The sequence below is a fragment of the Streptomyces sp. NPDC033180 genome (genome assembly GCF_055577645.1).
In genome coordinates, this window is the sequence record NZ_JBVIPU010000029.1 from 1 (window position 1) to 25057 (window position 25057).

Sequence of the window (25057 nt, forward strand, 5' to 3'; positions counted from 1 at the left end):
CTCGGTGACCTCGCGCCCCCTTACGGAGTCCGGCGTACGGAACGTCCCGCCAGGACGTCCGTGCGTCGGCCCTCCTCCATCACGAACCTGCCCTCGATCAGCACGTGCGGGAAACCCGTCGGCAAGGTGCGGGGCGCGTGTCGGCTGCGTTGGGGCGGTAGGTGACAGGCCCGCCACTCGCGCTGCACGGTCAGTCAGGCGCGGCGTGGGCTGTGAGACCCCGTGGGTTCGGGATCTTGCCGGGGCCCTGCCTGGGCCAGTCGCGCGGCGACGGGGCGCGCGAAGGCGGGTCGTCGAGCAGCTCCCGGCGCCAGGTGCCGTTCCTGCACGCGAGGCCCCACCCGGAGCTCAGGATGCTCCACTCACCCTCGTCCACGCAGCGCATTTCCTCGTGCGGCCGGAAGCGCCAACGCCACGTCCACCCTCCGCCACCCTCGCCGCACCGGAGCTCCGTCCCATGGCGGGTCACCCCTGCTGTCTGACGCGGCGAGCAGACGGGGTTGCGCCAACCCCACGTCCGCTTCCAGTGCGGGGTCATGACCACTGTGACCGTTGCCGCCAAGGGGCCCGGCGAGGGCTCCTCCGGGCAGCCGGTGGACGTGGCGGACGGAGGCGGGGGCCTCGTGGTGCCTGCCCAGAAGCACATCATCGCGCCGTCCCCCGAGCGCGGGCCGGGGGTGGAAGGGGCCGCGGTTTCGTTCCCGCACGCGGTGATCAGCGTTATGGCGCTGACGCCGCACGAGACCGCGAGTGTGCGTATCCGCCCCATGGCGACAGGTTATGTGTGAGGCCGGCTGCCGGAGGGCCGTTCTCAGAGGTCGGCCCAAACATGCCCTTCGCCGTACGAGGACTCGCCCCTGAAGAACCAGTCGGCCAGGTCACCGATACGTTCCAGGCAGTCCTCGTAGTAGGCGGCGGGAGTCGGGCGCGGGAAGTCGGGGTGTGCGGTCCACGCCGACACTGCCGTCGCGACCTCGTAGAAGCCCTCGGCCAACCAACGGTCGAGCTTGGATGCCGACTGGAAGTGTGCGCAGACGGCTCGCATGGCCCGTTCCAGGCGGGTGAAGGCGACCCGGTCCCAGGTCAGGTCGGATCGCAGTCGGAGCAGGAAGCTTCCCTCCTCGGCACGGAACTCCCGCTCCAGGGTCTCGATCATCCGCTCCATGTAGTCCATGGGCTGCCCTGCGCGGGAGGGCCACCCGGGGTGCCGGCTGGCCACGAGCTCGTCGAAGTCCTCGTTCAGATAGGCCGGTTCGACCGGCTTCAGGCGGATCTGCATCTGCTTCGGGGCCGCCCACCACACCTCGAAGCGCGTGACCGTGCCTTCTGCCGGCCAGGCCTCCGCTGCCCTCGGCAAGAGCAGGACGTCGACGAAGCCGCCCACCGGCAACCCGATGTCCACGAAGAGCCCGATCGCGCGCCGGGCCTGGGGGCCCGGACGACCGTCCCCGTGAAGACCTGCCCGAAGCGCAGTCCGGCCCGGATTCTCTCCCACTCGCTCCCACTCGCTCTCGCTGATCTCGCTGGCCTCGCTGACGTCTCTGTCGTCTCTGGCCATGGGGCATTTGTGGTCCGGGATGAGAGGCCTGGGCAGCTGTCTCGGCAACGCGCAGGTCAGATGGGGTGAGCAGTCGCGTACGATCTTTGGCGACCAAGATCAACAATGGGGAACGCACATGCGCCTGAGCTCTACGCCTCGTATCGCCGGAGCCGCACCCGCCCTGTCGGTCACGACTGATCGGGCGAAGGCGGCCGGGAGCGCCGCCATGGCCATCGTCATCGCGGGAGCCTTGATGCTGATCAGCGGGTGCGGCGCCGGCGGCGATCAGGCGGACGAGCCCGGCCGTGCGCGGGTCGCCTCGTTCGTCGGTCAGACCGTCGCCCAGGTGGAAGGGGGGTTGCCGTCGGCGTCGTCGATGGTGTCGTACGACCTGTCCAAGCCTGTCACCGGCGCCAAGGCGACGTACGGCACCGCGAAGGACGCGGGGACGCATGCCGACTGGATCGTGGTCGTGGCGTGCGCGGACACGGAGAACCTTGAGGACGACACCCACCTCGCGGCCGGGGTCCTGCGCGCGGACGCGTACACGGAGGCCATCGCGGGGGAGGCCAGGCACCATGCCTTCGATCGCTACTTGGCCGAGTGCGGCAAGTAGTTTGCCGATGTGGGTCACCCGCCTGCTCGGCGTGGCCGCACGGTACGCCCGGTGCTCTGAGGCCGTCGCCTAGCTCTGCGTACCCGTGTCGCCGCCTCCTGCCGTCCCCCGCGGGAACGTGACCTCGACCCGGCGGTTCTTCTTGCGGCCCTGTTCGGAGGTGTTGTCCGCGATCGGATAGTCCTCGCTGTAGCCGCGTACGGAGTACGTGACCTCGGGGCCCAGGTAGCTCGCCAGCTTGTCGTGCACCGCTTCCGCGCGCTTGCGGGACAGGGTCTTGCCGTGGCTGTACGAGCCGAGGTTGTCCGTGAAGCCGAACACCCTGACGTTCGTCGCCTTCTGGGCCTTGGCCTCTTCCGCGATCGCCTTGATACGGGCGTTCGCCTCCGGGTTCAGCTTGTTGCTGTCCTTGGGGAACAGGACCTCCGCCTGCAGCGCGAACTTCACGTCCGTGTTCGTGTCCTCGCGGCGCTCCTCGCCGCCGAGGTCTTCGACCACGGACTTGATGTCCAGGACCTTCGCCGGGGCGAGGGTCGCGCCGTCGGCGAGCTTCAGACCGGGGCTGTTGGAGTCGACCTCCGGGGGTGGCGATGTGGTGCTGCTGCCCGGGGGCGCGCTGGGGTCTGCGTCATCTGCGGAGGCGGGGGTGCCGGTCAGGAGGACCAGGGCCGTGAGGGTGGCGGTGGCTGTGGTGAGGGTGCGTGATCGTGGGTGGGCCATGGGTCACTCGCCCTCGGAGAGTTCGATGGCAGCGGGGGGCATGGCGCCTACCTGGAACTCGACTTTGGTCGTGCCTTCCGGCGGGGCAGGGAACTGGGCGTACCAATCGGCGGTTTGACCAGGCTTCACACCGCCGGTGAACTTGGTGCACAGGCACCGCCCCTCGGTGTCACGAAGGACGAAGTACTTCTTCTTCCCCGAGTTGTCGACCAGGTTGGCGCCCGCCACCGATGAACCGTTCTTGTTCAGCTCGCGCTCCTCGCCCCGCCAGTTGGCAGCAGCCCAGAACTTGCCCCCGCTGTTCGTCACCTTGCCCGATACCGTGACGAAGCCGCCCTCATCTCGAAGGGCGGACGAGACTGTCAGTGTGATGTTCTCCTCGCCCTTCACCTCTGCCAATACCTGATCCGTTGCGGGACCTTTGGTCTCCTCATTCTTGTCCTCGTCACCACCGTCGCTCTTGGTCGCCGCGGGTGACGAAGCGCCTTTCTCCGACTTGTCGTCACTGTCATCTCCCCCACCACCGCAGCCGACGACCGCGAGGACCAGCCCAGTAGTGATCGCCACAGCGGTCATTGCCCTACGAGCCTTTGTGGTGTGCCGAATATTCATCGGTACAGCTTCCTTCTTTCGTCGGCCACTCATCAATCAGCCAGGTGGACAGAGAAGAGCACGGATGCGTCCGGAAGATCGTCGAGATCGAAGTCATCCGGATCGATCTCGAAAGCTTCGCCGCCGTCGCAGTCGAATTCCACGGACTTCTCCGGTTCTGCGGAAGGAGCAACATCACAGAGCGGCTTGATAACGGCGGTGGCCTCGGCCGTGGCGTGCCGACTCTCCGTGCCGGGAATGATCGAGTCTCCAACGGAGTAGTTGGTCTCGACCTTCACCCAGAAGCCCGGGTAGCCATTCACTTCGGCCGCCCCGAAATCCCTCACGGCCGAGTCGTTGTCCGCAGCCAGCGCATCCGCCGCACTGCCAGCCCCCTCACCAACGGCCTTGTCGCCACCCAGCCAGTCGATCCAGTCGTCACCTTCACCGAGGGATGCCTCCAGCCCATCGACAAGTTCATCTCTGGCTTCCTGGGCGGCCGCCAAGGATGCAGCGTCAGCTGCGGACTGGGCGCCGTTCCGCGCGGACGCGGCTTGCGCGAACGCGAAGAACGCGAACGCAACAAAGAGCAGAATCCCCGTCATCCAGATGTAGATGGGGAGAGTCTGCCCTGTGTCATTGAGGTGGCGTGTCCGCCTCAGCCGCCGATCACGTCTGACACCGCGTCCTGAATCGCTCCGGAGATCTGACCGTCGAGCCCCAAGCCGTCGATGAGAACAAAGATCCCCGCGATGAGAATCATGAGACCCGCATACTCCACAAACCCAGCCCCCGCATCCCGCCCCCTCCCCCGAACCCGGGAAGCAACGGTCACCGTCCAGTCGATCCAGACTCTGAGTACGCGATCCTTCAGCACGACGGCCCCTTCTCTCCCACCCGATACCCGCACTGCTGGCGCAACCACTTCCGACGTCGCTGTCGTCATAGGCAACGTACGCGAGATCTTGTGACCCAACAGCCACTCTCCGCAACCAATACCTTCTGTTACGCGGAAGTTGGCGGGTTCCCTTCCCCGGTGGTGAGGTCATCACGCACCCCGGGGGCATGCGGCGGAGGTCCGTGACCGGTTGGTCGGCGGGGTGATGCGTTTCACGACTTCCCCTCCCGCGAATTCCGTGAACTCACCTTTTGCAAAGGTCGGTTGGGGGAGGAGGTCCCGATCGGGGCCGCCCCCGGGGTTACCGCACCCATCCCACCCTCCGGGCGACTGTCCCATATTTGGTTGCAGGCGCGAAGAGGTTTCGTCCAGTGGCTTGATACCAGCGCCCGTCCCGCAGCACTCCGAACCGGTCATCGCACCCTCACTTTCCCAGGATCGAGCCGAAGTCCGACCCCGAACCGAGGAACATCCCCGCCGCGATCAGAATCATCGTGGCCGGAAGCATGAACACCAGCGTCACCATCGTTGCCTTGGGGATCGTCTTCGCCGCCCTGCGGCGGGAGTTCTGGGCGTCCGTGCGGCGCATGTCCGTTGCCAGTTGGATCAGTGTGTCCGCGATCGGTGAGCCCAGTTCCTCGCCCTGCTGGAGCGCCGAGACGAACTGGGAGACCTGTTCGGAGGCGTTCCTGCGGCGCAGTTCGTCGAAGGCCTGGCGGCGGCTCACTCCCATGTCCATCTGGCGCAGTGTGATGCGTAGTTCGTCCGCCCAGGGGCCCTCGTAGCGTTCCGCTACGCGGTCCAGCGCCTGGCGGAAGCCGAGGCCCGCCGACACCACCACCGCGAGGACGTCCAGGAAGTCCGGCAGCGTGCGGTCGATGACCTCGCGACGTTCCCGTATCGCCTGCCAGATCAGCGCGTCCGCCGCCGTCACTCCGAAGGCGAAGGTGAGCACGCCGAAGAGTGCGGAGCCGTTGGTGAGGAAGACGAGGCCCATGACTGAGCCGAAGAGGCCGTACACCGCTCTGCGCGCCGCGTAGCGGTCGATCGTCAGGCCTCCAGGGTTGCCCGCCATGTCTATCCTGCGGCGTTTGGCGTCCACCCTCTTCGGGCCCATCAGGCGCAGGACCAGCGGCGCGAAGCGCATGCCCAGGCGGTCCACCGCCGAGCCTGCCGTCGAGACGCGGGTGGCTCCTACCTCCAGGGCGATCGCCAGGTCCGAGGGGAGTTTCGCCTCCGCTCGGTACATGCGGATGCCTTGGCACACTCCCGCCACCGCGAGGCCCATCACCGCCGCCATCGCCAGACCGAACACGTTGAACGCTCCCTACACTTCGATCTTGCCGAGGCGCCTGATCACGAAGAAGCCCACCGCGTACAGGCCCAGCGCGATCAGGATCAGCATCTGGCCCATCGGGGAACCTGTCACCCTCGCCAGCGCGCCCTCGTTGGACGAGTTGATCAGGAGCAGGGAGCCGAGGCCCAGGAGCGGGACCGTGAACGCCGTCGCGTGGACCTCCGAGAGCATGGTCCGGACCTCGCGTCTTGTCTCCTTGCGGTCCTCCAGGGTCTGGGTGAGGTTTCGGAGGGAATTCACCACCGAGCCGCCCGCCTTGTTGGAGAGGATCAGGGTCGTCACGAGGACTATCAGTTCGCGGGATGGGAGGCGTTCCGCCAGTTCGCCCAGTGTGTCGTCGACCGAGCGGCCCAGCGTCAACTGGTCTGCCACCATCGACAGTTCCTCGCCCGCTGGTGCCTCCAGTTCCTCGGCAGCCATCGCCAGTGATGTGCGTAGCGCCAGGCCTGCGGCCGTCGCGTTGGCCAGGATGCGTGCCACGTCCGGGAGTTGGTTGATGAAGGCCTCAATTCGCTTCTGGCGTTGCCAGTTGAGGAAGACAACCGCGCTCCAGACCGCCATGACGCCCGCGATCGGGCCGAAGAAGGGGGCCAGCGTGGCCGCCGCCATCAGCCACAGCGCCGTGACGACCGCCACGACGTAGATGAAGAACTCGCCCGCCGTGAGGTCGAGGCCCGTCGCCGAGAGGCGCAGGTGGATGGAGCGGCCCAGGCGGGTGCGGCGCAGGCGGCGGTCGACCGCGCCGAAGCGCCTGCCGCGGCCCGGCCGCTCTCCGGTGCCGGGGCCGATCGCCAGGCGATCGACCAGCGCCTGACGCTGGGCACGGCCCGACGCGTACGAGTGGACTCCCGCGACGGCGAGCGTGCCCGTCAGGATCGTGGCGCCGAGGGCCAGGAGGGCGGATTGGTTCTCCATCAGCCGGTGGCCTCTCTCGTACGCGAGGCCGTACGCGACCTCGTGCTCATCCGATCGCCTCTCTCGTGTTCAGTACGTCGATGGCCTGGGCCACGCCGAATCCGGGCGGCACCGGCTCTCCCGCCACGTACAGCCGCTCGGCGACGGAACGCGGAAGGGGCAGGTGCTCGAAGTAGCCGTGCACCCGGCGGTCCAGGCCGCCGCCTCCCGGCTGATGTGGCACGAAGCGGGTCACCGGGGCGATGCGGAACTGTTCGCGGCCGTGCGAGACGAGTAGGACGATCTCGGCGATCTTGCGGGAGCCGTCCGCGTGCCGGGCGAGCTGGACGACCACGTCCACCGCCGAGTTGATCTGGTCCTTCAGGGCCTCGAAGGGGATCTGGACCTCCGACATCGAGCCGAGGGTCTGCAGACGCATGAGGGCGTCCTCCGCCGTGTTCGCGTGGACCGTGGCGAGGGAGCCGTCGTGGCCCGTCGACATGGCTTGCAGCATGTCGAGGGTTTCGCCGCCTCGGACCTCGCCGACGATGATGCGGTCGGGGCGCATACGGAGGCTGTTGCGGACCAGGTCGCGGATGGTGATCTGGCCCTTGCCCTCGACGTTCGGCGGGCGGGATTCCAGCCGGATGACGTGGTCCTGCTGGAGTTGCAGTTCGGCCGAGTCCTCGATGGTGATGATGCGTTCGTGGGCGGGGAGGAGGCCGGAGAGGGCGTTGAGGAGCGTCGTCTTTCCGGAGCCGGTGCCGCCGCTGACGATGATGTTGAAACGGGCCCGTACGAAGGCGGAGAGCAGGAGCAGCATGTGTTCGTCGAGCGAGCCGAGGCCGATGAGCTCGTGCAGCGTGTACGCGCGGGGGAAGCGGCGGATGGTGAGCGTGGCGCCGGTGAGGGCCAGCGGAGGGATGATCACGTTCACTCGCTCGCCGGTGGGCAGGCGCGCGTCGACCATCGGGTTCGACTCGTCGACGCGGCGGTTGACCGTGGAGACGATGCGCTCGATGGTCTGCATGAGCTGGTCGTTCGACGCGAAGCGGAGGGGGAGCTGTTCGACGCGTCCCGCCCGTTCCACGAAGATCGAGTCCGGGCCGTTCACCATGATTTCCGTGATGGAGGCGTCGGCGAGGAGCGGTTCCAGTACGCCGAGTCCCAGGGCCTCGTCCACGACGCGGCGGATGAGCTGGGAGCGTTCCGAGGTCGAGAGGACAGGGCCCTCTCGGCTGATGATGTGGCCCATCACGCGTTCGAGGCGGACGCGGCGGTCCGCCGTCGTCAGGGACGACATCTCGGCGAGGTCGATCTCTTCCAGGAGCTTGGAGCGGTAGACGGCCACGAGGCTGTCGTCGCGGCTGGGGTCGTTCCCCTTGCCGTGGTCGTTCGGGGCCGCTATGCGGTCGCGGAGGCTCATCTGTTCTCTCTCAGCTCCCGTCTTCGTCATCGTCGTTGGGCATGGTGGCCGACTTCGTGACGGACCAGCCGGCGTCCACGAAGGGGAGCAGGGTGGGGACTTGGACGGTCACTTCCGCTGTCGTCGTGGCGCCGCCGCCGCTGATGGCGACCTGGGCGTCGAGGCTGCCGTCCATCGCCGCCAGGCCCGCGGCCTCGCCGCCCTCGCCCTGGGAGGCGACGCGTGCTGCCGCGCGGGCGCCCGATCCTGCCTGGTTCACCGCGTAACCGACGAGGCCCAGTTGGATGGCGGCCAGGCCGATGAGGAGCAGGATGGGGAGGAAGCCGACGAATTCGAGCATGGATACGCCGCGGTCGTTCCAGCGGGGATTCCTGTGCCGGAGCCGATGCTTGCCGTCGGTCACCGGCTTCGCCGAGTTCGTCCTCAAAGAGTTCGTCCTCAAACGCCGGACGGGCTGGATCTCCAGCCGCATCATCCGTCCTCGCCCTCCTTCGCCGCCCCTGCCTCCCCGCTGACGCTCCACCCCGCGTCGATCCCGGGGAAGAACAGCGGCACGTCCGCGTCCACGTGGGCCTTCCACACCGCTCCCTCGTCGGTGCAGGCCACCTCCGCGCCCTGCCACGCGGACGGCAGGTGCTCCTTCGCCGCGGCCTCGCACGCCGCGGCGCCGCCCTCCCCCACCGCGTACGCCGCCGTCGCCGCCCGCGCGGCCTCGTCCGCCGCGTTTCCCGCGAGGGAGAACGTGTAGCCGTACAGCGCGCACTGCCACAGGAGGCCCATCACGGTGAGCAGCAGCGGGAACATCCCGGCGAACTCCAGGGTGACCGCGCCCCGGTCGCCGCCGACCCGCTTTCGCAGGGTCAGCCGCTTGGTCCCGCCGGATGCCGCCTCCGGGTCCACCAGGCCCAGTTCACCCGCCAGCGCCCACAGCGCCTGCTTCACCGAGGACTTGCTGTCCAGGTCCTGCATGCGTCCTGCGTCGACCGCGCCCTGCAGCTCCTTGAAGTTCGCGGGGACGGTGGTGCGGGCCACGCGTGTCCCCGTCACCCGCTCCACCAGGGAGGGCTGGATCTCCGCACCCTTGCCATGGCGGTTGACGACCGTGAGCGTCTCTTCGGCCTTGCGGATCTGGAGACGGTCCCACAGGCGCACCATGCGCTTGGCGGCCCGTACGGAGACGACGTCCGGAGTGACCAACAGGACTGCCTGGTCGGCGAGTTCGATGGCGGCCGCGCTCGCCCCTGTGACGTACGTACCGCAGTCGACGAGTACGACGTCGTAGCGGCTGCGCAGGGCGCTGAGCGTCTGGCGGGCCACCCGGTCGGTGATCTCCTCGCCCTGCTCGCCCTCGCCGGGGGCGAGGAGGAGGCCGATGCCGGTCTCGTGGGTGTAGACGGCGTCCTGGAGTACGCGGGGGGTGATGTCGGTGATCGACGCGAGGTCGGCGATGGAGCGGCGGAACTGGACATCCAGGTACGAGGAGACGTCGCCGGCCTGCAGGTCCAGATCGAGGAGGGCGACGCTGCGGCCGGATGCCCTTGCGGCAAGGGCGAGTTGGACCGTGGCGAGGGTGGTCCCCACGCCGCCCTTGGCCCCGCTCACCGCGACGACGTGGCCACCGCCGCCCGGGGTCTCCCCCGGGCCGGCGTAGAGCTCTATGCCCGCGCTGCCCAGGTGCCTGCGCATCCCCGCGGACCAGGCGGCCGCCGCGTGCACCCGCTCGGCGAGTGCGTCGTACGCGAGGGGGAAGCCGACGATGCCGCGCGCGCCGGAGTCCATCGCGGCGGTGAGGAGGGCGGGGCTGGTGTCGGCGGTGATGAGGACGACGCCTACCGCGGGGAAGCGGAGGACGAGGTCGCGGATCAGGTCGAGGGCGGGGACGGGGCCGATGCGCTCGTGGATGAGGACGACTTCGGGGAGCTCGTCGATCGACTCCGCGGCGAGCCTTGCCAGGTGGTCGAGCAGGGCGGTGGAGTCTGCGACGGGGAGGGCGGGTTCGGCGTCCGGGAGCTGCCCGGTCAGCGTCGAGAGCGCGCGGGCCGCGTCCATGTCCCCGACGGCGGGGAGGATCCTGGTCGTCATGCGGTTTCGCCTCCCGGCAGGGGGTGCGGGGCGCCTGCGGCGGGCTGGACGTTCTGGGCATCGCCCCTCGGCAGCGGGCGCGTTCGCCCTGCGGCGGGCTGGACGTCCCTCGCATTCCCACTCGGCTGTGGGCCCTTCCCGCCCGGGGGGAACTGGGCGCCGCCCCGAGCATTCCCACTCGGCAGTGGGCGCCTTCCGCCTGCGGCGGGGTGCACGTCCCGAGCAGGGCCACTCGGCAGTGGGCGCCGGCGAACAGGCCTCTCCCGCCCACCCACCCGATCGCCCCGCAGCACCCACTGAGCGAACGACCCAGCACCACCCATCACACGCCGCCGGGCAATCGGGTGGGTGGGCGGGAAAGATCCGCCGCGAAGCGGTGGCCCAGGGCAGCCGACCACGGCGGGAGCAAGAACCCCGCCGCGAAGCCGCGGCACAAGGCAGCTACTCACAGCGGGAGCAAGAACCCCACCGCGAAGCGGTGGCCCAGGGCAGCCGACCACGGCGGGAGCAAGAACCCCACCGCGAAGCCGCGGCACAGGGCAGCTGCTCATGGCGGGAGCAAGAGCTTCGCCGCGCAGCGGCGGCCCTGAGTGGCCACCCCCCGCGGGAGCGGTACGCCGTGGTTCGGACGTGCAGCACATCCGCGGGCCCCCTACTTGTCCTCGTCGAGTGTGTACGTCCGGTCGCCCCGCGGGATCGTGCTCTCCTCGCCCTGGCCCACCAGGGCGAGCCGCACGTGCGTGGCGAACGACTCCGCGTACGCCACGCGCTGGGCGTCCGCCGTGTCCAGGGCGAACGTGATCGGCACCGCTTCCGTCGCCGTACGACGGCTGCTGCGGTCGTCCTGGTCGGGGTCGAGTGCTGTCAGCTTGCCGACGTCGATCACCTTCGCGGACTCGACGATGACCTTCGACTGGTCCTTGGCGTTGTCGGTCTCGCCCTTGAAGGTGGCGTAGATGTTGACCGTCGACCCCGGCGTGATCTTGCCCGCCACGCCCGTCGCCGCGTCGATCATGATGGCGATCTCCTGTTGCCCCGGATCGAGTTCGGGACGATTGACGATCATGTCCGTCTGGAGCAGCGAGCCCTTGCGCAGCTCGGTCACCGCGATCTTGCCGCGGACCTGGCGGAGGTCGGTGACCGCGTTCTCCGAGAGCCACCGCTCCGGCATCTCGACCTTCTCGAACTGGTCCGCGCTCAGCTCCTTGTAGGGGGCGATATCCCCCTTGAGCTTGTACGCGGCCACTTCCGGCCCCACCTTCGAGTTCACGTCCCGGATCACCGACAGGACGCCCGCGAACGCGCCGAACGCGGCCAGGACCGAAAGGACCAGCAGGATGACGCCGCGGCGCTGGCGTGAGTTCATGAACCGGTCTACCTCGATCGAGTGCGGGCGGTTACGGACAGTGAGCGGGGTGGCGCGCGTTCAGTTCGGGGCAGTCCACGAGAGGGACCTGGTTCTACGTCGCTCCTCGCGGCAGCGCCCGTACGGCTGAGACGGGGGCGGCGGAAGCAGGCGCCGCACGCTCGGGTGGCGGCAACAACGGCGCGGCGCAGAAGCCGCAGCGGTCGCCGATGAGTTCGAGACCGCACCAGTGGCAGTCGTCACGACGGACGGACGCCACCAGTTGGTAGAGCACGGAGATGTCGGGGATCGCGGCGGCGAACTCGACGAGCTTGCCCGTCGCCCACCAGCGCGCGGACTCTCCCGGCAGGCGTGCCTGAGTCGCCCCCTGCGTCCGCCAGGCAGGGGCGAGGGTTTCGGTGACCCAGTCGGACCCCAGTTGCCCGGTGGCGTACAGCAGTTTCGTGCCGAATCCGGGGCCGGGGAGCATCACGTCCCCCGTCACCTTGATCAGCTCGGGCCGGGGAGTCGCCAGGACGGCGAACTGGGTGCCCGGCATCCATGACTTGGCGTGGGACTGGAGCGTGACCGGGACCCGGTCCAGCTTCGCCACCGAGCCGAGCAGCGCGCCCGCGTAGATGTAGTGGGAGAGGAGGCGGGCCGCCGAGGCGAGGACGCCTGGGCTGAAGTCGCAGACGGATAGCTGGCGGAGCTGGAGCGCGAGGACCGCGAGGCCGAGCGGCGGCAGGTCCGGGCGCAGGATGGCGATGCGGTCGCTCTCCAGGACGGAGCGGATCGCGTGCATGCGCTGGACGAGGGCGGGCGGCGCCGACGCGGGGCACAGGACGATCACATAGCCGTGATGCTCGATGAGCGTGTGCATCTCGGTGAGCGCCTGGTCCAGGGAGTACGTCCGCGGTGACTGGACGGCGCTCTGCAGGACGGCCGCGGACGGGGTGTGCCGGTCGGGCGACGGCAGCACCAGGTCAGGGCCGGTGACGGCTATGGCGGTCGGCATACGCACACCCCCCGGTCTTCGTGCACTTCTGCCCCAGCACCTTATCCAGGTCATCGCCGGCTCAACACCCAACTTCCCACTGTTCACGCAGAGGTTGGCCGGACTCGCGGGGCCCGGGTGGCGTGAGAGGCGATGTCGGAGGTGCCGTCAGAGGTGTCGTCAGAGGTATTGACAACCCGATTGGTCTGGACCAGCTTGTACGACCAAGAACGCCCCCCACAGGAACGCTCCGAAAGCCCCAACTCCCCCCACCGGAGGCAGAAGTGGACCACTCACGCGGCAGGACACGCAGGAAGGCAGGGTCCGTCATCGGTCTGACAACGGCACTCGCCCTCGCGCTCACCGGCCTGCTCACCGGCGGCGCCGACAACGCCGACGCCGACACCCGCGCCGTACCGAAGCACGCGGTGACGGGCTACTGGCAGAACTTCAACAACGGCGCCACGGTCCAGAAGCTGAGCGACGTACAGGACGAGTACGACATCATCGCGGTCTCGTTCGCGGATGCGACCGGCACGCCGGGCGAGCTGGCCTTCAACCTCGACTCTGCCGGGCTCGGCGGGTACACCGTCGACCAGTTCAAGGCCGACATCAAGGCCAAGCAGGCGGCCGGGAAGTCCGTGATCCTGTCGGTCGGCGGCGAGAAGGGCGCGGTGTCCGTCAACGACGGCGCTTCGGCGACCGCCTTCGCCGACTCGGCGTACAAGCTCATGCAGGAGTACGGCTTCGACGGCGTCGACATCGACCTGGAGAACGGGCTCAACTCCACGTACATGTCGCAGGCCCTGAAGTCCCTTTCGGGCAAAGCCGGTTCGGGGTTCGTGCTGACCATGGCGCCGCAGACGATCGACATGCAGTCGACGTCGAACGAGTACTTCAAGACGGCGCTCGCGGTGAAGGACATCCTCACGGTCGTCAACATGCAGTACTACAACAGCGGTTCGATGCTGGGCTGTGACGGCAAGGTCTACAGCCAGGGCAGCGTGGACTTCCTCACCGCGCTCGCCTGCATCCAGCTGGAGGGCGGCCTCGCCCCGTCCCAGGTCGGCATAGGCGTCCCGGCGTCGGCGAAGGCGGCCGGCGGCGGCTACGTCTCACCGTCCGTGGTGAACCAGGCCCTTGACTGCCTGGCGAAGGGCACCAGCTGCGGTTCCTTCAAGCCGTCCAAGACGTACCCCGACATCCGGGGCGCGATGGCCTGGTCGACGAACTGGGACGCCGCGGACGGCAGTTCCTGGTCCAAGGCGGTGGGCCCGCACGTCCACGGCCTGCCGTAACCGGCGGTCGATCCCTCACACCTGCAGCGCCGCCGCTCCCCCGGCGGCGCTGCGGCATGCGCTGCCCGTCAGAAGAAGTTCCCCCAGTCCTGGTCGTAGATCTGCTTGACGCACAGGACCAGGAACAGCAGGCCCGCGACCGTCAGCATGCCGTTGCTGAGCCAGCCGTTGCGCCACTCGCCCGGTGTGCGCGAGGAGTTGAGGAGCCAGACCAGGGTGAGGGCGAGGAACGGCATGAAGGCCGCGCCTAGCACGCCGTAGATGATGATCAGGCGGAAGGGCTCGCCCTGGAAGAGGAGAACCATCGGCGGGAAGGTGAGCCACAGCAGGTACGCGCGAAACGGCACCGACTTCTCGCGGGCCCCGGACGCCACCTCGGTACCGGAGAGCGCCTTGTCGTCGGCGCCCGCCCGCAGCTTGCGGTAGCGCTCGACGAAGTCCGCGAACATCAGGCTCACGCCGTGCCAGACGCCGATCAACGAGGTGAAGGACGTGGCGAGGAAGCCGATCAGGAAGAGCTTGGCGGTCGCGCCTCCGTACTCCTTCTCCAGGATGTCGGAGAGCTGCACCAGGCCCTTGTCGCCGCCGGCGATCGCCACGTTCGCGGAGTGCAGCAGCTCGGCGCCGACGAAGAGCATGGAGACGACGAAGACGCCTGTGGTGATGTAGGCGACGCGGTTGTCGAGCCGCATCACCTTCATCCAGCCCGTGTTCGTCCAGCCCTTGGCGTTGACCCAGTAGCCGTACGCGGCAAGGGTGATGGTGCCGCCGACGCCGCCGATCAGGCCGAGCGTGTTGAGGATGGAGTCCTTCTCGTCGGGCAGCACCGGCAGCAGGCCCGCGAACGCGTCGCCCAGGTTCGGGGTGACGCGGATGGCGAGATAGAGGGTGACGACGAACATGATGCCGACGAGCACCGTCATGACCTTCTCGAAGACGGCGTACTTGTTGAACCAGACGAAGACCAGGCCGACGAGGCCGGTCAGGATCGCCCACCACTTGAGTTCCATGACGTCGGGGAAGAGGGCCTGAAGCGGCAGGCCGGACGACGACATGGCCGCCGCCCCGTACACGAAGCCCCAGATCACGACGTAGATCCCGAAGTACCACGACGTCCAGCGGCCCAGGCTTGCCCAGCCGTCGAAGAGGGTGCGCCCGGTCGCCAGGTGCCAGCGTCCGCAGGCCTCGGCGAGCGAGATCTTCACCACGCAGCCGATGACGGCGGCCCAGAGCAGGGTGTAGCCGAAGTTGCTGCCCGCGATGAGCGTGGCGACGAGGTCGCCCGCGCCGACGCCGGTCGCGGCGACGACGATGCCGGGTCCGATGTATTTCCAGCTGGACTTGCGGGGCTGGGGAGCCGCATCTCCCGTGGCAGTGCCACTGCCTGTCGTATCAGCCATGCCGATCAAGAAACCGCATGGCGGCGCGCGGCACAAGGGGTTGGCCGAAGACAGCGTTGACCGGAACATGCCACGCCTCGACGATGGGCCCGCGCGACCCGCACAGCACCCCCGAACCGCACGCGTCGCACTGAACCACCCCCCACCCCTCAGGAGACTTCATGCGACTTCGCATACGCGGCAGAAGATCCGCCTCCCTCGCGGTTCTTCTGGCCCTCGCCGTGGCGGCGCCCCTCACCGCCAACGCATCACCGGACTCCACCGACCGGACCGCCCGGAGCGCGGCGGCGGACGACACGGCCGACGACAAGGCCGACCACAACGAAACGCGCCAGTACGAGATCCCCCTTCGCGACGACCGCGCCGCACGCACCGCGCTCGCCCGCACCGGTGTCGCCATCGACGAGGTCGACGCCCGCGCGGTGGTCGTCTCGGCCGACGGCCGCGAGGCCGCCGGGCTCCGGGACGCGGGCTACGAGCTCAAGGCCCTGGCCGGACCACCGAAGCGTACGAACGGCGGGCCGGTGGAGGCCGAGGACTTTCCGCCCGCCGACGCGAGGTACCACAACTACGCGGAGATGAACGCGGAGATCAACCAGCGCATCGCGGCCCATCCGACCCTGATGAGCAAGAGGGTCATCGGCAAGTCCTACTCGGGCCGGGACATCGTCGCCATCAAGATCAGCGACAACGTCGCCACGGACGAGGCCGAGCCCGAGGTCCTCTTCACCCACCACCAGCACGCCCGCGAGCACCTGACCGTCGAGATGGCGCTGTACCTGCTGCGCGAGCTCGGCGACGACTACGGCACGGACGCGCGCGTCAAGAAGATGGTCGACGAGCGCGAGATCTGGATCGTGCCGGACATGAACCCGGACGGCGGCGAGTACGACATCGCGACCGGCTCCTACCGAAGCTGGCGCAAGAACCGCCAGCCCAACAGCGGTTCGTCGAGCGTCGGCACCGACCTGAACCGCAACTGGAACTACAAGTGGGGCTGCTGCGGCGGCTCTTCGGGCTCCACGGGGTCCGAGACCTACCGCGGCCGCAGCGCCGAGTCGGCCCCCGAGGTGAAGGTGGTCGCGGACTTCGTCCGCAGCCGCGTCGTCGGAGGCAAGCAGCAGATCAGGGCCGCCATCGACTTCCACACCTACAGCGAACTGGTCCTGTGGCCCTACGGCTACACGTACAGCGATACGGCCCCCGGCCTGACCAAGGACGACCGCGACGCGCACGCGGCCGTCGGCACCAAGATGGCCGCGAGCAACGGCTACACCCCCGAGCAGGCCAGTGACCTCTACATCACGGACGGCACGATCGACGACTGGCTCTGGGGCAACCAGAAGATCTTCAGCTACACCTTCGAGATGTACCCCTCGTCCGCGGGCGGCGGCGGCTTCTACCCGCCCGACGAGGTGATCGAGAGGGAGACGAACCGCAACAGGGACGCGGTCCTGCAGCTCCTGGAGAACTCGGACTGCATGTACCGGTCCATCGGCAAGGAGCAGCAGTACTGCACCGGATGAGCGGACCCGGGGCCCTCGCCGCCCGGCGGGGGCCCCGGCCCGTCCCGGCCGTCCCCCGTCACCCAGGTGCAAAAGCGGCGGAAGAGGACGACGATGGACTCAGATGGACTCAGATAGACACATAAGGGCCGCGACACGATCACCATCCCTGAGGGGGAATGGAGATGTGTCATGCGCGTCCACAAGGTACGCCCCGACATCAGCGCCCTGAGCGACAGCCTGGAAGTACCGGGAATCGGGCACATACCGGTCAACGCCTTCGTGCTGCACGCCTCCCAGCCGGTCGTCGTCGACACCGGCCTCGGGCTGCCCGACCGCAACTTCCTGGAGTCCCTCGCCACCGTCATCGATCCCGCCGATGTGCGCTGGATCTGGCTCACCCACCCGGACCGGGACCACACCGGCGGGATCTTCGACCTGCTGGTCGCGGCGCCCAAGGCGAGGGTCGTGACCACGTTCGCGGGGGCGGGGATCATGTCCTGTGAGCGCCCGCTGCCGCTCGACCGCGTCCATCTGCTCAACCCGGGGCAGAGCCTGGACGTCGGCGACCGCACCCTCACGGGGTTCAGGCCACCCCTCTTCGACAACCCGGCCACGGTGGGCTTCTTCGACGACAAGTCGGGGGCCTGCTTCAGCTCCGACTGCTTCGGAGGGCCGATGCCCACAGCCGACCTTGCACAGGCCGACGACGCCCGCGACGTGCCCGTGGCGGATCTGCGGGCCGCGCAGCTGCTGTGGGCGACGGTCGACAGCCCCTGGGTGCAGGTGGTGGACCAGGGGAAGTTCCTGGACAGCTTCCAGCCGCTGCGGGACGGTGCGCCCGAGATCGTCCTGTGCACGCATCTGCCGCCGGCCACCGGCATCACCGGGACGATGATGGACACGCTGGGATCGGCTCCCGGGGCCTCACCGTTCGTGGGTCCCGACCAGGCGGCTCTGGAGCAGATGCTGGCCGGCTTCGAGCCCGCGGGCGGGCACCCGGTCGCGACGTGACGAAGGCGCCCGGGGCCGCGACGGCCCGGGGCGCCCTCGGTGACGTACGAGAGAGATGTACGAAGGTGACGTACGGGAGTGAGGTGCGGGAGTGAGGTGCGGGAGTGAGGTGCGAACGTGACGTACGGGAGTGAGGTGCGAGAAGGAGTGGTGCCGCTAGACGAACAGGCTCACCACGGCCGCCACCGCGAAGCCCGCCAGTGACAGCACCGACTCCAGGACCGTCCACGTCTTCAGCGTGTCCCGCTCCGAGATGCCGAAGTACTTCGCCACCATCCAGAAACCGCCGTCGTTCACGTGCGAGGCGAAGATCGAGCCCGCCGAGATCGCCATGATGACCAGGGCGACGAACGCCTGCGAGTGGTCGCCCTCGGCGAGGAGGGGGGCCACGATGCCCGCCGTCGTCACGATCGCCACCGTTGCCGAGCCCTGGGCGACGCGGAGCACCAGGGAGAGCAGGTAGGCGAGGACGATGATGGGCAGGCCCACGTCCTGGAAGGTGTCCGAGAGGGCCGTGGCCACGCCGCTCGCCTTGAGGACCGCGCCGAAGATGCCGCCCGCGCCGACCACCAGGAGGATGTTGCCGACCGGCTTGAGCGACGAAGTCGACACCGTCTCAAGGGACTTGCGGGACCAGCCGCGTCGGATGCCGAGCAGGTAGTACGCCATGAGCAGCGCGATCGTCAGGGCGACGAAGGGGCTGCCGAAGAACTCGATGACGCTGCGCAGGGTCGAGGGGTCGAAGGCGATCGACGAGAAGGTCGCGAGGAGGATCAGGAACAGCGGCGTTCCGATGATCGCGAAGACGATGCCCAGCGGCACCGGCTTCTCGCGCGGCTCCACGCCCGCGGCGCGCTGCTCGGCGACGACCGCCGACCTGGCTTCCTCGGCGGCCTCGACCATGTCCTGCGGGACGGGCACGAAGATGCGCTTGCCGATCCAGGCGGAGTAGACCCAGGCGGCGATGACGGCGGGGATGCCGCAGAGGACGCCCATCAGGATGACCCAGCCGAGGTCCACCTTGAGCAGACCGGCCGCGGCCACCGGGCCGGGGTGCGGGGGCAGGAACGCGTGGGTCATCGACAGACCCGCGAGCAGGGGCAGGCAGTAGAGCAGGATCGACTTGCTGCTGCGCTTGGCGGCGGCGTACACGATCGGCGCGAGGACGAAGATGCCGACGTCGAAGAAGACCGGGATACCGAATATGAGGCCCGTCAGGCCCATCGCGAGGGGGGCGCGCTTCTCGCCGAAGAGACCGAGGAGGCGGGAGGCAAGGACCTCTGCCCCACCCGAGACTTCGAGGATCGCGCCGAGCATCGTGCCGAGGCCGATGATGATCGCCACATGCCCGAGGATGCCGCCCATGCCGGACTCGATCACGGAGACCACGTCGGACTTCTGGACCGTGCCGAAGAGTTCGGTGACGGAGAGGCCGGCCGAGAGGCCGACGACTATGGAGACCGCGAGCAGCGCCACGAAGGGCTGCAGCCTGATCTTGATGATCAGGAAGAGGAGCAGCACGATGCCGAGCGCGGCCACGGTCAGCAGACCGGCGGTTCCGTCGATCAGGGTGAGGATGCCGCCGGTGTGGGGTGGTGTCTCGGCGGGGGCGGCGGCCGCGAGCGCGGCGAAGGGGGACGGGGACATCTTTGACCTCGTAAGTGCATGGGGCTTTCGGGGCAGGGGGGATCACGGCGCGGCGCCACCAGGGGAGTTGGCACCGCGCCGTGAAGACGTACGGCTTGCGGGGTTCTGTTCAGTTCAGATGCCGCGGCGTCAGCTGATCAGCCGAGGACGGCGAGCGCGTCGATCTCGATGAGCAGGCCCTTGGGCAGGCCCACGTAGACCGTGGTGCGGGCCGAGGCGGGGGCCTTGAGGCCCTGCTCCTCGAAGTACGCGTTGTAGATCTCGTTCATCTCGGCGAAGTGGTCCACGTCCGTGAGGTAGACGCGCATCATCATCACGTCGTCCCAGGTCGCGCCGCCCTCTTCGAGGATCGCCTTGACGTTGGCGAAGGTCTGCAGGGTCTGCTCGCGCAGGGTGGGGCCCGCGGGGGTGGGGGCCTTGCCCTCCTCGGCGGGGAGGAAGCCGACCTGACCGGCGACCTGAAGGATGTTGCCCTTCTTGACGCCGTGGGAGAACTTCGCGGGCGGAGTGGTGTGGGTGGCCGGGGTGAGCGCGGTCTTCTCGGTCATGGTCGTTCAGACTTCCTTGAGGGGTGACTTGCCGGAGTACTCCCGGCTGATGGCGTCCGCGGTACGGCGCACCAGTGGGAGCAGCGTGAGGAGTTCGTCGGCGGTGACGACGACGTTCGGCGCGGAGACCGACATGGCGGCGACGACGCGGCCGTCCGCACCGCGGATGGGGGCCCCGATGCAGTTGATGGACTCCTCGTGGCCACCGAGATCGGTGGCCCATCCCTGCTCGCGCACCGTCGCCAGCTCCTTGAGGAACGCGGCGGCGTTGGGCGTCGAACGGGACGTGTACGTGGGGTAGTCGAGCTTCTCCGCGATGGCGCGGCGCTCGGCCTCGGGAAAGTCGGAGAGCAGCAGCTTGGCGACGGCGGCGACCGTGATCGCCACCGGCTTCCCGATGCGCGAGTACATCCGCACCGGATAGCGGCTCTCGACCTTGTCGATGTAGAGGACTTCCTGCTCCTCGTAGACCGCGAGGTGCACGGTGTGGCCGCACTTCTCGTTGAGCGCGAGGAGGTGGGGGTGCGCGATCTCGCGTACGTCGAGGTTCTCGACGGCCTCCTGGGCGAGCGCGAAGAGGCGGGCGCCCAGGCGGTAGCGCTGGTCGGACTGGCGGTAGACCAAGCCGTGTTCGTGGAGCGTGCGCAACAGCCGCAGGGCGGTGGACTTGTGCACCTCGAGACGCTCGGCGACCTGGCCGAGGTCGGCGGGGCCTTCGGCGAGCAGCGGCAGGATGGACAGGGCGCGGTCGACGGTCTGACTCATGTACGTGCCTCCTCCTTGGCCTCAGTGTTCACGGGGACGCCGTCCGTCCAGCCCGGGCCGAGACGAAGTGTCCCCCAGGCCTCGGCGTCCAGTGCGGCAAGACGATCGGTGTGCGCCCTGGCGGCAGGTGTGGCGAGGTCACCGGGGACGGTGAGGGCGGCGGCCGCCATGAGGTGTCCGTGGCGCAGGCGCCGCTCGGCGGTCAGTCCGCGCAGGGTCGCGGAGAGGAAACCGGCGGCGAAGGCGTCACCGGCGCCCACGGGGGCGACGACATCGACCTTGAGCGCGGCCTGGAAGACGGCGGGCTCACCTTCGGTGTACACGGTGGCGCCGCCGCTGCCCTGCTTGACGACGAGGGTCGCGGGCTCCGGGAGCGCGGCGCGGATGGCGTCGGGGCCACCGGTGACGCCCCAGGCGTCGGCGGCCTCGTCCTCGCCGACGAAGACGAGGTCGGCGCCGCGGGCCAGGTCGAGCAGGACGCGGGGGCCTTCGCCCGCCTCGCCGCTCCACAGGCCGGGGCGGTAGTTGACGTCGAACGACACCAGGGGGCGGCCGGGGCGGGGTCCGGTCAGTTCGCGCAGGAGGGCGAGGCAGTCAGCGGAGAGGGCCGCGGTGATGCCGGAGAGGTGGAGGATGCGGCCCGCGTCCAGGGCCTCGCGGTCCACGCTGCGCGGCGCCATGGCGGACGCGGCGGAGCCGGCCCGGTAGTAGAGGACCTCGTGGGCGTCGGTGTCGCGGTCGTCGGCGGTGCGGAAGTAGATGCCGGTGGGGCGGTGCGGGTCGCGGCCGACGCACCGGGTGTCCACGCCGTAGCGGGCGATCGCCTCGACGAGGTGGTCGCCGAAGCCGTCGGCTCCTACGCGGCTGACCCAGCGGGTGCGGTGTCCGGCCGCGGCGAGCGCGCAGGCGACGTTCGACTCGGCGCCGCCGATCCCGCGATCGAAGGAGGGGACGTCGGCGAGGCGGCCCGCGCGGGAGGGCAGGAACGTGACCATGGACTCGCCGAGCGCGACGACGTCCACTGCTGCCTGCGCGTCCATTGCTGCCTGCGCGGCCTCTGCGGTCACGATCTTCCTGCCCCTCAAGCGATGGTCCGGATCCGTTGACCCGGCGTTGGCTCGGATGTTAGACAGCAGTAAGCGACATACGCAATGACCGTTGCACACAACGCAACGCACCTTTTCAAGGAGGCGCCATGGCCGCCGACAACGCAGTCGACCGCTCCGCCGGACGTTCTGCCCGGGAGCTCGACCGGCTCACAGAAGAGCGGGTCGACCACCGCTTCAAGGGCCTCCCGCCGGACGCGGAGGGACTGACGGTCGGCGAGCTCGCGGCCCAGCGCAGGAACCTCTTCACGGGGGGCTTCACCACCCCCGTCCTCGCCCTCTCCGCCGAGCGCCTCGAGCACAACCTCGCGCTGATGGAGACGTACTCCGAGCGGCACGGCCTCGCCTTCGCCCCGCACGGCAAGACGTCCATGGCACCGCAGCTCTTCGCGCGTCAGCTGGAGCGTGGCGCCTGGGGCATCACCCTCGCCGTGCCGCACCAGGTGCGGGTGGCGCGGGCCTACGGGGTGGAGCGGATCTTCCTCGCCAATGAGCTGGTGGACGCGGCGGCGCTGCGCTGGATCGCGGGCGAGCTGGCAGCGGACCCCTCCTTCCGCTTCATCTGCTACGTCGATTCCGTACCCGGCGTCGCCCTGATGGACGCCGCGCTGCGCGAGGCGGGCGCGACGCGTCCCGTCGATGTCGTGGTGGAGCTCGGCGCGGGCGACGGGGCACGCACCGGTGTGCGGACCGAGGACGAGTGCGTCGAGATCGCCAACGCGGTCGCGGCGGCGGACACGCTGCGCCTGGTGGGCGTCGCCGGGTACGAGGGCGAGGTGCCCGACGCGACCCCCGAGCGGGTGCGCGCCTGGCTGCGCCGGCTCACCGCGCTCGCGGTCGAGTTCGACAAGGCGAACCGGTTCGCGGACCTGGACGAGATCGTCGTCAGCGCGGGTGGCAGCGCGTGGTTCGACGCGGTGGCGGACGTCTTCGCTGAGCTTCCAGAACTGTCGGTGCCGGTAGTGAAGTTGCTGCGCTCCGGGGCGTACGTCTCTCATGACGACGGCCACTACCGCCATCTGACCCCCTTCAACCGGATCCCGGACGAGGGCGCGCTGCACCCCGCGTTCCGGCTCTGGACGCAGGTGGTGTCCCGGCCGACGACGGAGCAGGCGTTCATCAACGCGGGGAAGCGGGACGCGGCGTACGACATCGACCTGCCCGAGGCGCAGGTCGTCCACCGGGGCGGGGTGGACCGGCCCGCGACGGGGGTCGCGGTGACGGGCCTCTCTGATCAGCACGGGTGGGTCCGCACGACCCCCGAGGCGGATCTCGCCGTGGGCGACTGGGTGGGCCTGGGTCTCTCCCACCCCTGCACTTCGTTCGACAAGTGGCAGCTGATCCCCCTCGTCGAGGCGGACGGAACGGTCACGGATTACATCCGCACCTATTTCTGACCCCTGGGTCTCGGGCGGATCCTCTGAACCGCCGCTCCGCGGCGGGTGTCTCCCGCCCACCCACCCGATTGCCCCGCAGCCGGGTCCGCGGACGAAGAGCCTGAACCGCCGCTCCGCGGCGGATGCCTCCCACCCACCCACCCGATTGCCCCGCAGCCCGACAGCGACGAGAGTCGCGCGGGTGGTGCGGGTGGTGCGGGTGGGAGCACAACCCGGCCGGAGGCCGGGTGCATCACGTACAGCCCGCAGCAAAGCGACAAGCAGGAGAGGCACCGCCATGGACCTGGTCATCCGGGACGCCCGCGTCATCGACGGCACCGGAGGTGCCTCGTACCGAGCCGACGTCGCCGTACACGAGGGCAGGATCACCGAGATCCGCAGGGAGGGGGACGCGGGCCCCCGCCCCACGGGGGCCCGCACGGTCGAGGCCCATGGCCTGGCCCTCGCGCCCGGTTTCATCGACATGCACGCCCACAGCGACCTCGCCCTCCTCCGCGACCCGGACCACAGCGCGAAGGCCGCCCAGGGCGTCACCCTGGAGGTCATCGGCCAGGACGGGCTGAGCTACGCCCCCGTCGACGACCGCACCCTCGCCCAGGTCCGCCAGGCCATCACCGGCTGGAACGGCGACGGCAGCGACATCGACTTCGACTGGCGCACCGTCGGCGAGTACCTGGACCGCCTGGACCGCTCCCACGGCGGGCAAGGCACCGCCGTGAACGCGGCCTACCTCATCCCCCAGGGCACCGTCCGCATGTACACGGTCGGCTGGGACGACCGTCCGGCGACCCCCGCCGAGGTCGAGCGGATGAAGCAGCTCGTCACGGAGGGAATGGAGCAGGGCGCCGTGGGGATGTCCTCGGGCCTCACCTACACCCCCGGCATGTACGCCGACGACTCCGAACTCACCGAGCTCTGCAAGGTGGTGGCCCAGTTCAACGGCTACTACTGCCCCCACCACCGCAGTTACGGCGCCGGCGCCCTCCAGGCGTACGAGGAGATGGTCAACCTCACGCGCATCGCGAACTGCCCCCTCCACCTCGCGCACGCCACGATGAACTTCGGCGTGAACAAGGGCAAGGCACCCGACCTGCTCGCCCTCCTCGACACCGCGCTCGCCGACGGCGCGGACATCACCCTCGACACGTACCCCTACACCCCCGGCTGCACGACGCTCGTCGCCATGCTGCCGAGCTGGGCGAGCGAGGGCGGGCCCGACTCGATCCTCGCCCGGCTCCAGGACGACGAGACCGCCGAGAAGATCCGCCACCACATGGAGGTCATCGGCGCCGACGGCTGTCACGGGGTACCGATCGAGTGGGACAAGATCGAGATCTCGGGCGTGAGCGACCCCGGTCTGGCCTCCTGCGTGGGCAAGACCGTCGCCCAGTCCGCCGAGCAGCGCGGCGAGGAGCCCTGGATCACCGCCCGCCGGCTCCTCATCAACGACAAGCTGGGCTCGACGATCCTCCAGCACGTCGGCCACGAGGAGAACGTCCAGGCGATCATGCGCCACCCCGTGCACACGGGCGGCAGCGACGGCATCCTCCAGGGCTTCAAGCCGCACCCGCGCGCGTACGGCACGTTCCCGCAGTACCTCGGCCGCTACGTACGCGAGCTCGGCGTCCTCACCCTCGAAGAGTGCGTCGCCCACCTCACCGGCCGCCCGGCGGCCCGTCTCCGCCTCCCCGACCGGGGCATCGTCCGCGAGGGCTACCGCGCCGACCTGGTCCTCTTCGACCCGGAGACGGTCGCGGCGGGCTCCACCTTCGACGCGCCCCGCACCTTGCCGACGGGTATCCCGTACGTCCTGATCGAGGGCAGGTTCGTGATGGAGGAGGGCCGACGCACGGACGTCCTCGCGGGACGTTCCGTACGCCGGACTCCGTAAGGGGGCGCGAGGTCACGGAA

Annotated in this window: 24 protein-coding genes; 7 read left to right on the top strand and 17 right to left on the bottom strand. The window is 69.3% G+C overall.

Annotation, left to right across the window (positions count from 1 at the left end; all coding sequences use genetic code 11):
• Positions 1 to 536 precede the first annotated feature (536 nt).
• Positions 537 to 788, top strand: coding sequence for a hypothetical protein (locus ACZ5WE_RS38050; RefSeq protein ID WP_467696167.1), 252 nt, complete (start codon positions 537 to 539; stop codon positions 786 to 788).
• Positions 789 to 811: 23 nt separating this feature from the next.
• Here the strand turns inward: ACZ5WE_RS38050 and ACZ5WE_RS38055 are convergent, their stop codons facing one another.
• Positions 812 to 1558, bottom strand: a complete 747-nt coding sequence (locus ACZ5WE_RS38055) for a hypothetical protein (RefSeq protein WP_467696169.1) — start codon at positions 1556 to 1558, stop codon at positions 812 to 814.
• A 118-nt stretch (positions 1559 to 1676) separates the two neighbouring features.
• On the opposite strand from ACZ5WE_RS38055, the gene ACZ5WE_RS38060 reads away from it, so the two are divergent.
• Entirely contained in the window at positions 1677 to 2156 is a 480-nt protein-coding gene (locus ACZ5WE_RS38060; protein ID WP_467696171.1) for a hypothetical protein, read from the top strand.
• Between the two features lie 69 nt (positions 2157 to 2225).
• On the opposite strand, the gene ACZ5WE_RS38065 is transcribed toward ACZ5WE_RS38060, so the two are convergent.
• The 11 genes from ACZ5WE_RS38065 to ACZ5WE_RS38115 form a co-directional block, all read right to left on the bottom strand.
• On the bottom strand, positions 2226 to 2876 hold the full coding sequence (locus ACZ5WE_RS38065; RefSeq protein WP_467696173.1) for an OmpA family protein: 651 nt from the start codon (positions 2874 to 2876) through the stop codon (positions 2226 to 2228).
• 3 nt (positions 2877 to 2879) lie between these two features.
• The gene (locus ACZ5WE_RS38070; RefSeq protein WP_467696174.1) at positions 2880 to 3488 is read right to left on the bottom strand and encodes a hypothetical protein; all 609 of its coding nucleotides are present in this window, start codon (positions 3486 to 3488) and stop codon (positions 2880 to 2882) included.
• Between the two features lie 32 nt (positions 3489 to 3520).
• Positions 3521 to 4129, bottom strand: a complete 609-nt coding sequence (locus ACZ5WE_RS38075; RefSeq protein ID WP_467696194.1) for a pilus assembly protein TadG-related protein — start codon at positions 4127 to 4129, stop codon at positions 3521 to 3523.
• Positions 4126 to 4314 (bottom strand): hypothetical protein, encoded by a 189-nt coding sequence (locus tag ACZ5WE_RS38080; protein ID WP_467696196.1) that lies wholly within the window; start codon positions 4312 to 4314, stop codon positions 4126 to 4128. Before ACZ5WE_RS38080 ends, ACZ5WE_RS38075 begins: the two co-directional genes overlap by 4 nt.
• Positions 4315 to 4789: 475 nt before the next feature.
• Positions 4790 to 5665 (bottom strand): DUF5936 domain-containing protein, encoded by an 876-nt coding sequence (locus ACZ5WE_RS38085; RefSeq protein WP_467696198.1) that lies wholly within the window; start codon positions 5663 to 5665, stop codon positions 4790 to 4792.
• Between the two features lie 27 nt (positions 5666 to 5692).
• Positions 5693 to 6637: a type II secretion system F family protein gene (locus ACZ5WE_RS38090; RefSeq protein WP_467696176.1), complete on the bottom strand. Its 945-nt coding sequence runs from the start codon at positions 6635 to 6637 to the stop codon at positions 5693 to 5695.
• Positions 6638 to 6683: 46 nt separating this feature from the next.
• Positions 6684 to 8042: a CpaF family protein gene (locus ACZ5WE_RS38095; RefSeq protein ID WP_467696177.1), complete on the bottom strand. Its 1359-nt coding sequence runs from the start codon at positions 8040 to 8042 to the stop codon at positions 6684 to 6686.
• Between the two features lie 10 nt (positions 8043 to 8052).
• Entirely contained in the window at positions 8053 to 8382 is a 330-nt protein-coding gene (locus tag ACZ5WE_RS38100) for a TadE/TadG family type IV pilus assembly protein (RefSeq protein WP_467696199.1), read from the bottom strand.
• Positions 8383 to 8513: 131 nt separating this feature from the next.
• Positions 8514 to 10124: an AAA family ATPase gene (locus ACZ5WE_RS38105; protein WP_467696178.1), complete on the bottom strand. Its 1611-nt coding sequence runs from the start codon at positions 10122 to 10124 to the stop codon at positions 8514 to 8516.
• Between the two features lie 652 nt (positions 10125 to 10776).
• Positions 10777 to 11490 (bottom strand): Flp pilus assembly protein CpaB, encoded by a 714-nt coding sequence (gene cpaB, locus ACZ5WE_RS38110; RefSeq protein ID WP_467696180.1) that lies wholly within the window; start codon positions 11488 to 11490, stop codon positions 10777 to 10779.
• Positions 11491 to 11584: 94 nt separating this feature from the next.
• The gene (locus ACZ5WE_RS38115; RefSeq protein WP_467696181.1) at positions 11585 to 12487 is read right to left on the bottom strand and encodes a hypothetical protein; all 903 of its coding nucleotides are present in this window, start codon (positions 12485 to 12487) and stop codon (positions 11585 to 11587) included.
• Positions 12488 to 12750: 263 nt separating this feature from the next.
• On the opposite strand from ACZ5WE_RS38115, the gene ACZ5WE_RS38120 reads away from it, so the two are divergent.
• Positions 12751 to 13764 (top strand): chitinase, encoded by a 1014-nt coding sequence (locus tag ACZ5WE_RS38120; RefSeq protein ID WP_467696182.1) that lies wholly within the window; start codon positions 12751 to 12753, stop codon positions 13762 to 13764.
• A gap of 68 nt (positions 13765 to 13832) precedes the next feature.
• On the opposite strand, the gene ACZ5WE_RS38125 is transcribed toward ACZ5WE_RS38120, so the two are convergent.
• Complete coding sequence (locus ACZ5WE_RS38125) at positions 13833 to 15164, bottom strand: Nramp family divalent metal transporter (RefSeq protein ID WP_467696184.1); 1332 nt, start codon at positions 15162 to 15164, stop codon at positions 13833 to 13835.
• A gap of 161 nt (positions 15165 to 15325) precedes the next feature.
• Here ACZ5WE_RS38125 and ACZ5WE_RS38130 point away from each other — a divergent pair, with 161 nt between their 5' ends.
• Positions 15326 to 16690, top strand: coding sequence for a M14 family metallopeptidase (locus ACZ5WE_RS38130; RefSeq protein WP_467696185.1), 1365 nt, complete (start codon positions 15326 to 15328; stop codon positions 16688 to 16690).
• 171 nt (positions 16691 to 16861) lie between these two features.
• Positions 16862 to 17683: an MBL fold metallo-hydrolase gene (locus ACZ5WE_RS38135; RefSeq protein WP_467696187.1), complete on the top strand. Its 822-nt coding sequence runs from the start codon at positions 16862 to 16864 to the stop codon at positions 17681 to 17683.
• Between the two features lie 156 nt (positions 17684 to 17839).
• On the opposite strand, the gene ACZ5WE_RS38140 is transcribed toward ACZ5WE_RS38135, so the two are convergent.
• The 4 genes from ACZ5WE_RS38140 to ACZ5WE_RS38155 all read right to left on the bottom strand — a co-directional run bounded on the left by ACZ5WE_RS38140 (position 17840) and on the right by ACZ5WE_RS38155 (position 21683).
• A complete protein-coding gene (locus ACZ5WE_RS38140; RefSeq protein WP_467696189.1) occupies positions 17840 to 19330 on the bottom strand; it encodes a GntP family permease in 1491 nt (496 codons plus the stop codon).
• Positions 19331 to 19467: 137 nt separating this feature from the next.
• On the bottom strand, positions 19468 to 19878 hold the full coding sequence (locus ACZ5WE_RS38145; protein ID WP_383331629.1) for a RidA family protein: 411 nt from the start codon (positions 19876 to 19878) through the stop codon (positions 19468 to 19470).
• Positions 19879 to 19884: 6 nt separating this feature from the next.
• Positions 19885 to 20643: an IclR family transcriptional regulator gene (locus tag ACZ5WE_RS38150; RefSeq protein ID WP_467696190.1), complete on the bottom strand. Its 759-nt coding sequence runs from the start codon at positions 20641 to 20643 to the stop codon at positions 19885 to 19887.
• Entirely contained in the window at positions 20640 to 21683 is a 1044-nt protein-coding gene (locus ACZ5WE_RS38155; RefSeq protein WP_467696201.1) for a sugar kinase, read from the bottom strand. Before ACZ5WE_RS38155 ends, ACZ5WE_RS38150 begins: the two co-directional genes overlap by 4 nt.
• Before the next feature lie 155 nt (positions 21684 to 21838).
• On the opposite strand from ACZ5WE_RS38155, the gene ACZ5WE_RS38160 reads away from it, so the two are divergent.
• Positions 21839 to 23146 carry an amino acid deaminase gene (locus ACZ5WE_RS38160; RefSeq protein ID WP_467696192.1) on the top strand — a complete coding sequence of 436 codons (1308 nt, stop codon included), beginning with the start codon at positions 21839 to 21841 and terminating at the stop codon, positions 23144 to 23146.
• A gap of 277 nt (positions 23147 to 23423) precedes the next feature.
• Complete coding sequence (locus tag ACZ5WE_RS38165; protein WP_467696193.1) at positions 23424 to 25037, top strand: N-acyl-D-amino-acid deacylase family protein; 1614 nt, start codon at positions 23424 to 23426, stop codon at positions 25035 to 25037.
• Positions 25038 to 25057: the final 20 nt, after the last annotated feature.